This window comes from Bacillus sp. FSL K6-4563, assembly GCF_038630405.1.
GTDB lineage: Bacteria > Bacillota > Bacilli > Bacillales > Bacillaceae > Bacillus > Bacillus pumilus.
Genome location: NZ_CP152030.1, coordinates 1 through 15,584, shown reverse-complemented (window position 1 = coordinate 15,584; position 15,584 = coordinate 1). Strand labels below are relative to the sequence as shown.

Annotated in this window: 8 protein-coding genes, 2 tRNA genes and 3 rRNA genes; 1 reads left to right on the top strand and 12 read right to left on the bottom strand. The window is 44.3% G+C overall.

Going from position 1 to position 15,584, the window contains the following annotated elements:
* Positions 1–81 precede the first annotated feature (81 nt).
* A complete protein-coding gene (locus tag MHH54_RS00065; RefSeq protein ID WP_003218107.1) occupies positions 82–1,050 on the top strand; it encodes a YaaC family protein in 969 nt (322 codons plus the stop codon).
* An 11-nt stretch (positions 1,051–1,061) separates the two neighbouring features.
* Here the strand turns inward: MHH54_RS00065 and rrf are convergent.
* The 12 genes from rrf to dnaA form a co-directional block, all read right to left on the bottom strand.
* Positions 1,062–1,177 (bottom strand): 5S ribosomal RNA (rrf, locus tag MHH54_RS00060).
* A 61-nt stretch (positions 1,178–1,238) separates the two neighbouring features.
* Positions 1,239–4,169, bottom strand: a 23S ribosomal RNA gene (locus MHH54_RS00055).
* Positions 4,170–4,267: 98 nt separating this feature from the next.
* Positions 4,268–4,343 (bottom strand) — tRNA-Ala (locus MHH54_RS00050).
* Positions 4,344–4,357: 14 nt separating this feature from the next.
* Positions 4,358–4,434 (bottom strand) — tRNA-Ile (locus tag MHH54_RS00045).
* A 95-nt stretch (positions 4,435–4,529) separates the two neighbouring features.
* Positions 4,530–6,078 (bottom strand): 16S ribosomal RNA (locus MHH54_RS00040).
* The 16S, 23S and 5S rRNA genes sit together here with 2 tRNA genes alongside, the layout of an rRNA operon.
* A 367-nt stretch (positions 6,079–6,445) precedes the next feature.
* Positions 6,446–8,947: a DNA gyrase subunit A gene (gyrA, locus tag MHH54_RS00035; protein WP_003214767.1), complete on the bottom strand. Its 2,502-nt coding sequence runs from the start codon at positions 8,945–8,947 to the stop codon at positions 6,446–6,448.
* A 232-nt stretch (positions 8,948–9,179) separates the two neighbouring features.
* The gene (gyrB, locus tag MHH54_RS00030) at positions 9,180–11,096 is read right to left on the bottom strand and encodes a DNA topoisomerase (ATP-hydrolyzing) subunit B (RefSeq protein WP_034620352.1); all 1,917 of its coding nucleotides are present in this window, start codon (positions 11,094–11,096) and stop codon (positions 9,180–9,182) included.
* Positions 11,097–11,153: 57 nt separating this feature from the next.
* On the bottom strand, positions 11,154–11,399 hold the full coding sequence (locus MHH54_RS00025; RefSeq protein ID WP_003214686.1) for an extracellular matrix/biofilm biosynthesis regulator RemA family protein: 246 nt from the start codon (positions 11,397–11,399) through the stop codon (positions 11,154–11,156).
* Positions 11,400–11,416: 17 nt separating this feature from the next.
* The gene (gene recF, locus MHH54_RS00020) at positions 11,417–12,529 is read right to left on the bottom strand and encodes a DNA replication/repair protein RecF (protein ID WP_003215341.1); all 1,113 of its coding nucleotides are present in this window, start codon (positions 12,527–12,529) and stop codon (positions 11,417–11,419) included.
* Between the two features lie 16 nt (positions 12,530–12,545).
* Positions 12,546–12,761, bottom strand: a complete 216-nt coding sequence (gene yaaA / locus MHH54_RS00015) for a S4 domain-containing protein YaaA (protein ID WP_003215257.1) — start codon at positions 12,759–12,761, stop codon at positions 12,546–12,548.
* Between the two features lie 149 nt (positions 12,762–12,910).
* Positions 12,911–14,047: a DNA polymerase III subunit beta gene (dnaN, locus tag MHH54_RS00010; protein WP_106033057.1), complete on the bottom strand. Its 1,137-nt coding sequence runs from the start codon at positions 14,045–14,047 to the stop codon at positions 12,911–12,913.
* A 196-nt stretch (positions 14,048–14,243) separates the two neighbouring features.
* Complete coding sequence (gene dnaA / locus MHH54_RS00005) at positions 14,244–15,584, bottom strand: chromosomal replication initiator protein DnaA (protein ID WP_003214781.1); 1,341 nt, start codon at positions 15,582–15,584, stop codon at positions 14,244–14,246.

Sequence of the window (15,584 nt, the reverse complement as noted above, 5' to 3'; positions counted from 1 at the left end):
TTATCAACTAGCAAACAGCATGTCAAGGAAGCAACAAACAGTTGCAATTTTTAGAAAATATAAAGAGAGTTGAGGAAGAAGATGAAAAGTTCAGGATGGAAGGATTTAAAACGTTTTTACTCACTTGAAACTTCCCAAAAATTTCTATATCAACAATATGAGAAACGGAACATTCAAGATGCAAACCAGCAAGCCTTTAAAAACTGTGAACGGTTTATTTATTTTTTAAAGCATGGCCATACGTTCTATGAACAGGCAGCTATCGCTCCACTCGAACTGAAGCCCATTTTATTGTTTTATGGAATGGCTCAGTTGCTAAAGGCATGTTTACTGACAGTTGATCCTCACTATCCTTCTCAAACCTCTGTTTTGGCCCATGGTGTAACATCGAGAAAGAGAAAGAAGCAGCACTACCGTTTTAGTGAAGATGAGGTGAAAATTCAACGAAATGGACTATGCATGCATGTGTTAAAGCATCTATTTCATTTAAATGGACTTGAAGATGAACGATTTACGATGATTCATCTCCTTTCAAAGATACCTGAAATGAGTCATATTCTGGAGTTTCAAAAGCAGCCCTCGACATTAGTTAAAGTGGAAAAGGCCAATGGGATGATGATTCAAGATCATATTCCATTGCTATATAACATGTCTGCTGAACGTTTTATTGAATACTTTGAGTTTCATACAAGTTGGAAACTCAAACAGAGAGAAGCCAAAAAGCTGACGTTTGATGTATCTCTAGAAGAAAACCCAGCGCTGGCTACTCATCTTCATTATGATTTAGAAATGGATCAATGGTATATTCCGTCAACGCGTGATTCCTTTTTAGGGATTCCTGAGATCATCAGTCATTACTTATTAATGTATAACCTCAGTATGATTGCCCGCTACGAAACTGAATGGTGGTACGAGCTGCTGTCTCAATACATTAGTGATGATTACGTCATGATTGAACGCTACATGGAGATTGCCGAAGAGAAGTTCCCAGCTTATATCATGATGCTATTAGAAGAAAAAACAAAAAAGACCAGTTCCTTATGGAACTGATCCTTAGAAAAGCTTGGCGGCGTCCTACTCTCACAGGGGGAGACCCCCAACTACCATCGGCGCTGAAGAGCTTAACTTCCGTGTTCGGTATGGGAACGGGTGTGACCTCTTCGCTATCGCCACCAAACCTGATGGAGAGAATGTTCTCTCAAAACTAGATAACAATGTTCAAACTTCACATTAGAATATAGGTTAAGTCCTCGATCTATTAGTATCTGTCAGCTCCACGTGTCACCACGCTTCCACCTCAGACCTATCAACCTGATCATCTTTCAGGGATCTTACTTCCTTGCGGAATGGGAAATCTCATCTTGAGGGGGGCTTCATGCTTAGATGCTTTCAGCACTTATCCCGTCCGCACATAGCTACCCAGCGATGCCCTTGGCAGAACAACTGGTACACCAGCGGTGCGTCCATCCCGGTCCTCTCGTACTAAGGACAGCTCCTCTCAAATTTCCTGCGCCCGCGACGGATAGGGACCGAACTGTCTCACGACGTTCTGAACCCAGCTCGCGTACCGCTTTAATGGGCGAACAGCCCAACCCTTGGGACCGACTACAGCCCCAGGATGCGATGAGCCGACATCGAGGTGCCAAACCTCCCCGTCGATGTGGACTCTTGGGGGAGATAAGCCTGTTATCCCCGGGGTAGCTTTTATCCGTTGAGCGATGGCCCTTCCATGCGGAACCACCGGATCACTAAGCCCGACTTTCGTCCCTGCTCGACTTGTAGGTCTCGCAGTCAAGCTCCCTTGTGCCTTTACACTCTGCGAATGATTTCCAACCATTCTGAGGGAACCTTTGGGCGCCTCCGTTACATTTTAGGAGGCGACCGCCCCAGTCAAACTGCCCACCTGACACTGTCTCCCTGCCCGATAAGGGCAGCGGGTTAGAAGGTCAATACAGCCAGGGTAGTATCCCACCGATGCCTCCACCGAAGCTAGCGCTCCGGTTTCCAAGGCTCCTACCTATCCTGTACAAGCTGTACCAACATTCAATATCAGGCTGCAGTAAAGCTCCACGGGGTCTTTCCGTCCTGTCGCGGGTAACCTGCATCTTCACAGGTACTATAATTTCACCGAGTCTCTCGTTGAGACAGTGCCCAGATCGTTGCGCCTTTCGTGCGGGTCGGAACTTACCCGACAAGGAATTTCGCTACCTTAGGACCGTTATAGTTACGGCCGCCGTTTACTGGGGCTTCAATTCGCACCTTCGCTTACGCTAAGCGCTCCTCTTAACCTTCCAGCACCGGGCAGGCGTCAGCCCCTATACTTCGCCTTACGGCTTCGCAGAGACCTGTGTTTTTGCTAAACAGTCGCCTGGGCCTATTCACTGCGGCTTCTCGGGGCTTTAACACCCTAAGAAGCACCCCTTCTCCCGAAGTTACGGGGTCATTTTGCCGAGTTCCTTAACGAGAGTTCTCTCGATCACCTTAGGATTCTCTCCTCGCCTACCTGTGTCGGTTTGCGGTACGGGCACCTCTCACCTCGCTAGAGGCTTTTCTTGGCAGTGTGGAATCAGGAACTTCGCTACTAAATTTCGCTCGCCATCACAGCTCAGCCTTCACGGGAAACGGATTTGCCTATTTCCCAGCCTAACTGCTTGGACGCGGATATCCAATACCGCGCTTACCCTATCCTCCTGCGTCCCCCCATTGCTCAAATGGTGAGGAGGTGGTACAGGAATATCAACCTGTTGTCCATCGCCTACGCCTTTCGGCCTCGGCTTAGGTCCCGACTAACCCTGAGCGGACGAGCCTTCCTCAGGAAACCTTAGGCATTCGGTGGACGGGATTCTCACCCGTCTTTCGCTACTCATACCGGCATTCTCACTTCTAAGCGCTCCACCAGTCCTTCCGGTCTGACTTCACAGCACTTAGAACGCTCTCCTACCACTGTTCGTAAGAACAGTCCGCAGCTTCGGTGATACGTTTAGCCCCGGTACATTTTCGGCGCAGAGTCACTCGACCAGTGAGCTATTACGCACTCTTTAAATGGTGGCTGCTTCTAAGCCAACATCCTGGTTGTCTAAGCAACTCCACATCCTTTTCCACTTAACGTATACTTTGGGACCTTAGCTGGCGGTCTGGGCTGTTTCCCTTTCGACTACGGATCTTATCACTCGCAGTCTGACTCCCAAGGATAAGTCATCGGCATTCGGAGTTTGACTGAATTCGGTAACCCGGTAGGGGCCCCTAGTCCAATCAGTGCTCTACCTCCGAGACTCTTACCTTGAGGCTAGCCCTAAAGCTATTTCGGAGAGAACCAGCTATCTCCAGGTTCGATTGGCATTTCACCCCTACCCACACCTCATCCCCGCACTTTTCAACGTGCGTGGGTTCGGGCCTCCATTCAGTGTTACCTGAACTTCACCCTGGACATGGGTAGATCACCTGGTTTCGGGTCTACGACCACGTACTCATGCGCCCTATTCAGACTCGCTTTCGCTGCGGCTCCGCATCTTCTGCTTAACCTTGCACGGGATCGTAACTCGCCGGTTCATTCTACAAAAGGCACGCCATCACCCTTTAACGGGCTCTGACTACTTGTAGGCACACGGTTTCAGGATCTATTTCACTCCCCTTCCGGGGTGCTTTTCACCTTTCCCTCACGGTACTGGTTCACTATCGGTCACTAGGGAGTATTTAGCCTTGGGAGATGGTCCTCCCGGATTCCGACGGAATTTCACGTGTTCCGCCGTACTCAGGATCCACTCTGGAGAGAACAACATTTCAGTTACAGGGCTGTTACCTTCTTTGGCGGGCCTTTCCAGACCTCTTCGCTTATATCGTTCCTTTGTAACTCCGTATAGAGTGTCCTACAACCCCAAGAGGCAAGCCTCTTGGTTTGGGCTGTTCCCGTTTCGCTCGCCGCTACTCAGGGAATCGCATTTGCTTTCTCTTCCTCCGGGTACTTAGATGTTTCAGTTCCCCGGGTATGCCTTCTCATACTCTATGTATTCAAGTATGGATACTACTCCATTACGAGCAGTGGGTTTCCCCATTCGGAAATCTCCGGATCAAAGCTTGCTTACAGCTCCCCGAAGCATATCGGTGTTCGTCCCGTCCTTCATCGGCTCCTAGTGCCAAGGCATCCACCGTGCGCCCTTTCTAACTTAACCATTTCTTACTTTAGAAAGAATCACTATGTGTGATGAACTTTGCATTGCATTCAATGTGAATGTATTACTTATTGTTATCTAGTTTTCAAAGAACACGTTGGTGGAGCCTAGCGGGATCGAACCGCTGACCTCCTGCGTGCAAGGCAGGCGCTCTCCCAGCTGAGCTAAGGCCCCGATTTAATAGAAGATGGTGGGCCTGAGTGGACTCGAACCACCGACCTCACGCTTATCAGGCGTGCGCTCTAACCAGCTGAGCTACAGGCCCATCTTTCATATCGAAGATATGATGTTGTAGGATCTTTTGCAAGTTCCTTCAAAACTAAACAAGACGAAAACGTACACTGCTCCATATATCCTTAGAAAGGAGGTGATCCAGCCGCACCTTCCGATACGGCTACCTTGTTACGACTTCACCCCAATCATCTGCCCCACCTTCGGCGGCTGGCTCCATAAAGGTTACCTCACCGACTTCGGGTGTTGCAAACTCTCGTGGTGTGACGGGCGGTGTGTACAAGGCCCGGGAACGTATTCACCGCGGCATGCTGATCCGCGATTACTAGCGATTCCAGCTTCACGCAGTCGAGTTGCAGACTGCGATCCGAACTGAGAACAGATTTATGGGATTGGCTAAACCTTGCGGTCTCGCAGCCCTTTGTTCTGTCCATTGTAGCACGTGTGTAGCCCAGGTCATAAGGGGCATGATGATTTGACGTCATCCCCACCTTCCTCCGGTTTGTCACCGGCAGTCACCTTAGAGTGCCCAACTAAATGCTGGCAACTAAGATCAAGGGTTGCGCTCGTTGCGGGACTTAACCCAACATCTCACGACACGAGCTGACGACAACCATGCACCACCTGTCACTCTGTCCCCGAAGGGAAAGCCCTATCTCTAGGGTTGTCAGAGGATGTCAAGACCTGGTAAGGTTCTTCGCGTTGCTTCGAATTAAACCACATGCTCCACCGCTTGTGCGGGCCCCCGTCAATTCCTTTGAGTTTCAGTCTTGCGACCGTACTCCCCAGGCGGAGTGCTTAATGCGTTAGCTGCAGCACTAAGGGGCGGAAACCCCCTAACACTTAGCACTCATCGTTTACGGCGTGGACTACCAGGGTATCTAATCCTGTTCGCTCCCCACGCTTTCGCTCCTCAGCGTCAGTTACAGACCAGAGAGTCGCCTTCGCCACTGGTGTTCCTCCACATCTCTACGCATTTCACCGCTACACGTGGAATTCCACTCTCCTCTTCTGCACTCAAGTTTCCCAGTTTCCAATGACCCTCCCCGGTTGAGCCGGGGGCTTTCACATCAGACTTAAGAAACCGCCTGCGAGCCCTTTACGCCCAATAATTCCGGACAACGCTTGCCACCTACGTATTACCGCGGCTGCTGGCACGTAGTTAGCCGTGGCTTTCTGGTTAGGTACCGTCAAGGTGCGAGCAGTTACTCTCGCACTTGTTCTTCCCTAACAACAGAGCTTTACGATCCGAAAACCTTCATCACTCACGCGGCGTTGCTCCGTCAGACTTTCGTCCATTGCGGAAGATTCCCTACTGCTGCCTCCCGTAGGAGTCTGGGCCGTGTCTCAGTCCCAGTGTGGCCGATCACCCTCTCAGGTCGGCTACGCATCGTCGCCTTGGTGAGCCATTACCCCACCAACTAGCTAATGCGCCGCGGGTCCATCTGTAAGTGACAGCCGAAACCGTCTTTCATCCTTGAACCATGCGGTTCAAGGAACTATCCGGTATTAGCTCCGGTTTCCCGGAGTTATCCCAGTCTTACAGGCAGGTTACCCACGTGTTACTCACCCGTCCGCCGCTAACATCCGGGAGCAAGCTCCCTTCTGTCCGCTCGACTTGCATGTATTAGGCACGCCGCCAGCGTTCGTCCTGAGCCAGGATCAAACTCTCCGAAAAAGTACAAAACCGAAGTTTTGTTTTTCGTCAGTGTTTGACTGACTACCTATGATATAACATAGGATTTTTTTATAAAAACTCGAATTAACAGGTACGTTTTGTCTTGTTTAGTTTTCAAAGAACTTGTGTGTCACTCTCTTAAAGCGACCACTTAAATATATCATATATCTCTATCAACAGTCAACATTTTTCTTAAAAAACATTTTGTTTTTCTAAGAAGTTTTTACTGGGGAATGAGATAAAAAATAGAGCCTCTTTTTGCTCCTTTGAAAGATTAACACATATCTATGAAAAAAGCATTATAAATTTCAAAAAAAGTGATGTTTTTTCAAAAAAAAATAAAGCCGGTGAAAAACCGGCTTTATTTTTACTCAGATTGCTCTTGATCTGACTCTATATTCTCTACGTTCTCTTCATTATCTTCATCGTCTTCTTGTGATTGTTCAACTAATGCCACTGTTGCGACATGTTCCTCATCACCAAGACGGATTAGGCGGACACCTTGAGTGACACGGCCTGTTGTCGAAATGTCTGAAACGGCCATACGAATGATGACACCGCTCCCTGTAATAATCATCAAGTCTTCTTCAGCTTCAGCATTGGTCGCCTTCACTGTGACAAGCGGACCATTGTTGTCAGTGATCTTGCATGTTTTAAGACCTTTACCGCCTCGAGTTTGAACACGATATTCTTTTTCAGGCGTTAATTTACCATAACCTCTTTCGGTTACGATCAATACGTTTGCATCTGGCTCAAGGATTTCCATTCCAACGACGATGTCATCCTCAGAAAGTGTAATCCCTTTGACCCCAGCTGCCGTACGTCCCATTTCACGAACATCTGTCTCGGCGAAACGAATCAGCATCCCCTTTTTCGTCCCAATGATGATTTGTTTTTCTCCATTGGTTAAACGAACGGCCATCAGTTCATCTTCGTCACGAAGGCTAAGTGCAATAAGACCGTTGTTTCGAATGTTAGCGAACTGGGACAATGTCGTCCGTTTGGATACACCATGTCTTGTTGTAAAGAAGAGATACGAATTTTCATCAAATTCGCTTACAGGAATAATGGCGTTAATCCATTCTCCCTTTTCTACTTCAAGAAGGTTAATGATCGGAATCCCTTTCGCTGTCCGTCCGAATTCAGGAATCTCATACCCTTTCGCACGATAAACCTTCCCTTTATTAGAGAAGAAAAGAATCGTATCGTGGGTCGATGTTGAAATCAACTGTTCAACGAAATCATCTTCGTTGGTTCCCATTCCTTGGACACCTTTACCGCCTCTTTTTTGACTGCGGTATGTTGATGCAGGGAGACGCTTGATATAACCATTATGCGTCAGCGTAATCACGATGTTCTCAACAGGAATCAAATCTTCGTCTTCAATTGTTTCAATACCCGCTGTCACAATTTCAGTACGGCGCGTATCATTGAAGCGTTCTTTAATTTCTATTAATTCTTCTCTAATGATTTCAAGTACTTTCTCATTGTCTGCTAAAATGGCTTTTAATTCAGCAATCAAATCAACAAGTCCTTTATATTCATCTTCTATCTTTTCTCGTTCTAGACCAGTCAAACGCTGAAGTCGCATATCAAGAATGGCCTGTGCCTGTTTTTCAGACAAGCTATAGTTCTCCATCAAACCATTTCTCGCAATTTCCGCAGTTTGAGAGCCTCTAATTAAAGCAATGACTTCATCTAAGTGATCAAGTGCAATTCTCAGACCTTCTAAAATGTGTGCTCTTGCTTCTGCTTTACGTAGCTCATACGCTGTTCTTCTGCGAATGATCACTTTTTGATGCTCTAGATAGTACTCTAGACATTGTTTGAGGGACAAGACTTTCGGCTGTCCATCAACAAGTGCTAATAAGTTGATACCAAAAGACGTTTGAAGTGTCGTTTGTTTATAAAGATTGTTTAATAGAACATGAACGTTTGCATCTCTACGCAGTTCAATGACAATACGCATACCATTACGATCTGATTCATCACGCAAGTCTGTAATGCCATCAATCTTTTTATCACGCACAAGATCAGCAATTTTTTCAATTAAACGGGCTTTGTTGACTTGGTAAGGAATCTCATTGATAACAATGCGCTGTTTACCACTAGATGTTTCCTCAATATCCGATTTTGCTCTTAATGTAATAGAGCCGCGCCCTGTCTCATACGCCTTCCGAATACCACTTCGGCCAATGATTTGACCTGCTGTTGGGAAATCTGGACCTGGGATGATATCCATAAGTTCCTGTGTGGTCATTTCAGGGTTTTGACTGATAGCCAATACCCCATCAATCACTTCACCTAATTGGTGTGGCGGAATATTGGTCGCCATTCCTACAGCAATTCCTGTCGCTCCGTTGACCAATAAGTTCGGGAATCTTGCAGGCATCACCATTGGCTCTCTTTCACTGCCGTCATAGTTATCCTGATAATCAATGGTATCCTTAGTGATATCACGGAGGATTTCCATAGAAATCTTCGATAGACGTGCCTCGGTGTAACGCATCGCCGCTGCTCCGTCTCCATCGACTGAACCAAAGTTTCCATGACCATCTACTAACATATAACGATAGTTGAAGTCTTGCGCCATACGAACCATCGCTTCGTATACAGCACTGTCACCATGAGGGTGATACTTACCGATAACTTCCCCGACGATACGTGCAGATTTCTTAAATGGTTTATCACTTGTCATACCTAGGTCATTCATCGCATACAAAATTCTTCGATGCACGGGCTTTAATCCGTCACGCACATCTGGTAATGCACGCGACACAATCACACTCATTGCATAATCTAAAAAAGACGTACGCATTTCCTGACTAATATTCACTTCGCGTACATTTGGTGTATGTTGTTCACTCACTATAAGAACCTCCCTTTACGTATCACATGAAATAAATTATGTGGGAGTAAAATATGTATTTATCTTCACAAGACTATTCTCCATTATATCAATAATCTCGTCTTTATACACATTTATTTACTAGAAAATCAGCGAAAACACGGAAAAACAGGACATTGGTTACACGCCCCTATTTCTTGAAAAACAACCTTATTCCAAACAAGAAATAAGGTTGTTCTCAGTAGGGATCTATCTAAATATCGAGGTTTTTCACGTATTGCGCATTTTCTTCGATAAAGTTTCTTCTCGGCTCTACTTTATCTCCCATGAGCATTTCAAATGTCTCATCAGCATCGATCGCATCCTCAAGTGTGACTTGAAGAAGTGTTCTCGCATCAGGGTCCATTGTTGTTTCCCAAAGCTGAGTTGCGTTCATTTCTCCAAGACCTTTATAGCGCTGAAGTCCAGGTTTTGGTGTTTGAGGCAATGTCTTTAGCAGCTCATCTAGCTGTTTATCGTTATACACATACTCAACACGTTTACCTTGCTGCACTTTAAATAAAGGTGGCTGCGCAATATACACATAACCGTTTTCAATGATTTCACGCATGTAGCGATAGAAGAATGTTAAAAGCAGCGTTCGAATGTGCGCTCCATCGACATCCGCATCCGTCATGATCACAACTTTGTGATAGCGAGCTTTCTCTAAATTAAAGTCTTCTCCGATTCCAGTCCCTAACGCTGTAATCATTGACCGAACCTCGTTGTTCGATAGAATTTTATCTAGTCGCGCTTTTTCTACGTTTAGGATCTTCCCTCTTAACGGTAAGATTGCTTGGAAGTGACGATCACGACCTTGCTTAGCAGATCCACCCGCAGAATCTCCCTCTACGATATAAAGTTCAGAGATGGAAGGGTCTTTAGAAGAACAATCCGCCAGTTTCCCCGGTAAGCTGGAGACTTCCAGTGCACTTTTACGTCTTGTCAGCTCACGTGCCTTTTTGGCAGCCATTCTTGCACGAGCTGCCATCACGCCTTTCTCCACAATTTTCTTTGCAGCATCAGGGTTCTCTAAGAGGAATTTCTCAAGTGCTTCAGAGAAAAGGGAGTCGGTAATGGTTCTTGCTTCTGAGTTACCGAGCTTTGTCTTCGTTTGTCCTTCGAATTGAGGATCTGGATGTTTGATGGAGATAATGGCTGTTAAGCCCTCTCGCACATCTTCACCGCTCAAATTCGAGTCTCCATCTTTGAATACGCCATTTTTACGAGCATAATCATTGATGACACGTGTCAGACCTGTTTTAAAGCCTGCTTCGTGTGTTCCGCCTTCATACGTGTTGATATTGTTGGCGAAGGAATAGATGTTGCTTGTATAGGAATCGTTATATTGTAATGCCACTTCAACCGTGATTCCATCTTTTTCACCTTCGATGTAAACGGGTTCTTCATGAACGACTTCTTTTGAGCGATTTAAATGTTCTACATAGCTCTTAATACCGCCTTCATAGCAGTATTCATTTCGTCGTTCTTTCCCCTCACGTAAATCTTCAATAACGATGTTGACACCTTTTGTTAAGAAAGCTAACTCACGTACACGGTTGGCAAGTGTGTCGTAATCAAATTCAATGGTTTCAGTAAAAATTTCTGTATCTGGCACAAAATGAGTGGTTGTCCCTGTAACATCTGTTTCACCAATGATCTCTAAATCTCCAACTGGAACACCACGTTTGAATTGTTGATAATGAATTTTCCCATCACGATATACGGTCACGTCTAAGGTCGTAGATAACGCATTAACAACAGATGCCCCTACGCCATGCAGACCGCCAGATACTTTATAACCGCTGCCGTCAAATTTACCGCCAGCGTGAAGAACAGTCATAATAACCTCTACAGCAGGACGTCCCATTTTCTCATGAATCCCAACAGGAATTCCGCGGCCATTATCTTTCACTGTAATGCTATTATCCTTTTCAATTTGCACCGTAATATCTGTGCAATATCCAGCTAAAGCCTCATCAATACTGTTGTCGACAATTTCCCATACAAGATGGTGAAGTCCTTTTGCACTGGTTGACCCAATGTACATTCCTGGACGTTTTCTAACAGCTTCTAGTCCTTCAAGCACCTGTATCTGATTTTCATCATAACTATTATGTTGCTGTTCCATTGCCACGTACATTCACCTACACTTTTCTTAAACGATATATTTATATGAATTGAGCTTTTAGACTTCAATTTCAATCACAAATGAAGCACGTTTTTTGAGCGTGCTTGAGGAAAGAGGAGAGTAATAAACAGATTTAGTTGTGACGACGATGGATTTGGGTGTCCCTTGTGATAACGAAATGATTTGTCCTTCTTGTTTTAGGAGAAACTCTTCCACAACAGAAGACGACCTCATTTTGTAATCAACAATTGCGACAATCTCTCGTGTAGAAACAACACAATCATCACCTAAATGAATATACAAGACCCACACCTCATTTATCAGTCAATTACTTTTCCACTGGCTACTCTGAAAATTTCCGCTTCTTTCAAGGTGGCGTGATCGATGCCCTCAACACTTGTTGTGGTGACGAAGGTCTGTACACGTCCCTGAATGGTATGGAGCAAATGAGACTGTCTGTAATCATCAAGTTCAGATAAAACATCATCGAGTAGAAGAATGGGATATTCTCCGATCTCTTCGTGTATCAAGTCGATTTCTGCCAGTTTTAGTGAAAGAGCTGTTGTTCTTTGCTGCCCTTGAGAGCCATATGTCTGAACATCCCGACCATTCACAAAGAAAAGAAGGTCATCTCTGTGAGGTCCCCACAGCGTCACTCCTCGGTCTATTTCTCTGTCTCTTAGTTTCTGAAACGATTCTTCATAGCTATTCTTTATTTTCGACAAGTCTGACGCTTCTGATACCTCTATCGCCGTGTGGTATTGGAGCGTGAGTGTTTCTAGCTCTCTAGAAATGCCAAAATGCAACGGCTGCGCCCATTTCTCGAGCTGTTTCGTAAAAGTCAGTCGTCTTTTGACAACTTTCGCTGCCGCATCAATCAACTGCTCTGTTAAAACCTCCAGCATCGCTTGATCCTTTTGCTTTCTTGTCTGCAATTGTTTCAAGTAATGATTCCGCTGAGAGAGAATTTTTTGATAGAGCGATAAATCATGCAAGTAGACAGCAGAAACTTGTCCAATCTCCATATCGAGAAATCTTCTGCGGATTTGCGGGCTGCCCTTCACAAGACTTAAGTCCTCTGGTGCAAACATGATGGTGTTTAACGCACCAACATAATGACTGAGCTTCTGTTGTTCAATGTGATTGACCTTGCCCTTTTTCCCTTTTTTTGAGATCACGAGCTGCATTGGGAGTGGACCATTTTTTTTGATGACTCTACCTTCTATTTTAGCATAGTCTTGGTCCCATCGGATAAGTTCTTTATCATTTGACGTACGATGCGACTTTGCCATCGACAATACATAGATCGCTTCCATCAAGTTCGTTTTACCTTGGGCATTCTCACCGATCATGACATTCACCTTGTTGTCGAATTGAAGCTCGGTGTGTTCATAGTTTCGGTATGAAGTTAACGCCAGACTTTGAATGTACATGTATTGTCACCCGTTTCTAATTCACAACTTGAAATGTGCCATAACCTTCTATCTCGACAACATCTCCTGGGTATAGTTTGCGTCCCCGTCTATTATCTGGCTCTTGATTAATGAACACCTCATGTTCACTTAAAAACCATTTCGCCATTCCGCCAGATTGGATGACTTCGGCTAATTTCAAAAACTGCCCTAATGTAATCATTTCTTTCTCAATGGTTATAAGATTAGGCATTGTATCGACCTCTTTCAATATCACTAATATCTAATTGTACTAAAAAACAAGACAAGAAGGAAAGGGGGAAAGCGAACTGGGATGAAAGAAAGCATGGTAAACGAGAAGAAAAGCTGCTGTGCACTCTCACAGCAGCTATTTTAGTTGAATTAATATGTTCTGACTGGAAGAATCAACTGCAAGATTGAATCATCATTTGGTGTGCGCAACAGGAAAGGTCTCATGGCGCCAGTAAAGCTTACATGAATTTCTGTTCCCTCTAATACTTTTAACGCATCCAGCATATATTTTGGACTGAAGGAGATTTTAAGGTCCTCCCCTTTAATGTCATCTGCTTGAACCGTTTCGACTACTTTACCGATCTCAGGTGAATTAGAAGAAATCTCAAGGCTTTGTTCAGGATCAGCTGACAGCTTTACGACGTTATTGCGTCCTTCTCTTGCCAAAAGTGATGCACGATCAATGGCTTGAAGGAATTCCTTCGTGTTGACCACGACATCCGTTTTACTTTCCTGCGGGATCAGGCGAGCTGTATCTGGATAATTACCATCCAGCAATCTTGAGAAGAACAACACGTTTTGTGCTTTAAAGAGAACTTGCGTTTCTGTAATTACGATGCTCACAAGATCTTGTCCGTCATCAAGGATTCTACTTAACTCTGTTAAACTTTTCCCTGGAATCACGACATTGTATGAGCTTTCCTCGTCAATATCCAACTTTGCTTTTCTTAAAGCAAGACGGTGACTATCCGTCGCTGTGCATATTAATTCACCTTTTTCTACCCTCCAGTTTACACCTGTCAAGATAGGTCGTGTTTCTGAGGTGGACACTGCAAAAACGGTTTGACGAATTAAGTTTTTAAGCAAGTCTGTCGGAATTTGAAATGCATGATGCTCTTCAATTTGCGGAAGATGCGGATATTCCTCAGCATCTAAGCCGTTTAAGTTAAATTCCGCTGAACCAGAACGGATGATGGTGAGGTGATTTTGTTCTACTTCAATTTCGACAGTAGTCATTGGCAGTTTCTTCACAATTTCACTAAAGAAGCGGGCCTGAAGCACAATACTCCCTGGACGATCAATCGTGATCACTTCTAAATCTCCATCTCTTTGAGAAATAAAGGATTCAATTGAGATATCAGAGTCGCTTCCTGTGAGAGAAACCCCCTCATCAGATGCAACAATTTTTATCCCTGTCAAAATAGGTATCGTTGTTCTAGAGGATACGGCCTTTAATACATCTTGGACACTTTCGACAAGACGATCTTTTTGAATCGTGAATTTCATAGTGGTCCTCCTAAATTTTCTTAATGACATGTATATATATTTTATTAATAAAAATCGTAGAAGTAATAGTAGGGCTTGTGAATATGTGGATAAGTCGGTAATAAGAAAGGAAAGACAGCCTATCCACATGTGGACAGACTGTGTATGACTATGCTCTAGTTATTCACATTTTCCCGTACTTATTATATCAGCTAGGTTATTTTAATTGTTCTTTGATTTCTTTCACATGCTGCTGAAGCTGTTCATCTTCAACGATTAATTTCGAAATCTTCTCATGAGCATGAATGACAGTCGTATGATCACGACCTCCAAATTCTTCTCCTATTTTAGGCAGAGAGGAATCGGTCATTTCTCTAGAGAGATACATGGCAATTTGTCTTGGATAAGCAACTGACTTCGTACGTTTCTTCGCTTTGAAATCCTCTAAGCGAATATTAAATTGCTGCCCTACAATTCTTTGAATATCTTTAATTGTAATGATCCTTGGCTTCGATGAAGGAATGATGTCCTTTAGCGCCTCAGCTGCTAGATCCGCATTGATATCTTTATTAATTAAAGAAGAATAAGCAACGACACGAATCAAAGCACCCTCCAGTTCACGAATGTTGCTGTCGATTTGATTGGCAATATAAAGCATGACTTCATTCGGAATGTCTAATCCCTCTGCTTTTGCCTTTTTTCGTAAAATCGCAATACGCGTTTCTAAATCTGGTGGGGTAATGTCTGTGATTAAGCCCCATTCGAATCGAGAGCGTAATCTGTCTTCAAGTGTCGGAATTTCTTTCGGCGGCCGATCACTAGAAATGACGATTTGCTTACTTTCTTCGTGAAGTGTGTTGAATGTATGGAAAAATTCTTCTTGTGTTTGTTCTTTTCCTGCTAAAAATTGAATATCATCTATCAAAAGCACATCGACATTCCGATAGCGATTACGGAAATCGACAGCTTTGTTGTCTCGGATTGAGTTGATAAATTCATTTGTAAATTTTTCAGATGATAGATAGACCACTTTGGCTGATGGATTATGGTCGATGACATAATGACCAATCGCATGCATCAAGTGAGTCTTTCCTAAACCAACGCCCCCATAAATAAAGAGCGGATTATATGCTTTTGCTGGTGCTTCCGCAACTGCAAGTGAAGCGGCATGCGCAAATCGGTTGCCTGAACCAATAACAAAAGTATCAAATGTATATTTTGGATTCAGCATATTTTGTGGAATATCGACGGGATCTTCTTTAGACATTTTTTTAATTGGAGACTTTGGCATAGCTTCCACTTCATCCTGATTTTGAGGAATAATAAATTTAATACTGAGCTCTTCACCTGTCAGTTCGTAGATGGTATCAGCAATTAAGTGAAGATATCTTGATTCCAGCCAGTCTCTAGCAAATTCATTTGGTGCGGTAATTGTAAGCGTATCACCTTGAAGAGAATGGGCTTTTGTCGATTTCATCCATGTCTCAAAACTGGGCTTGCTCAACTTTGTCTCTATTTTTTGAAGTGCTTTATTCCACAGATCCAAAATATTTTCCAT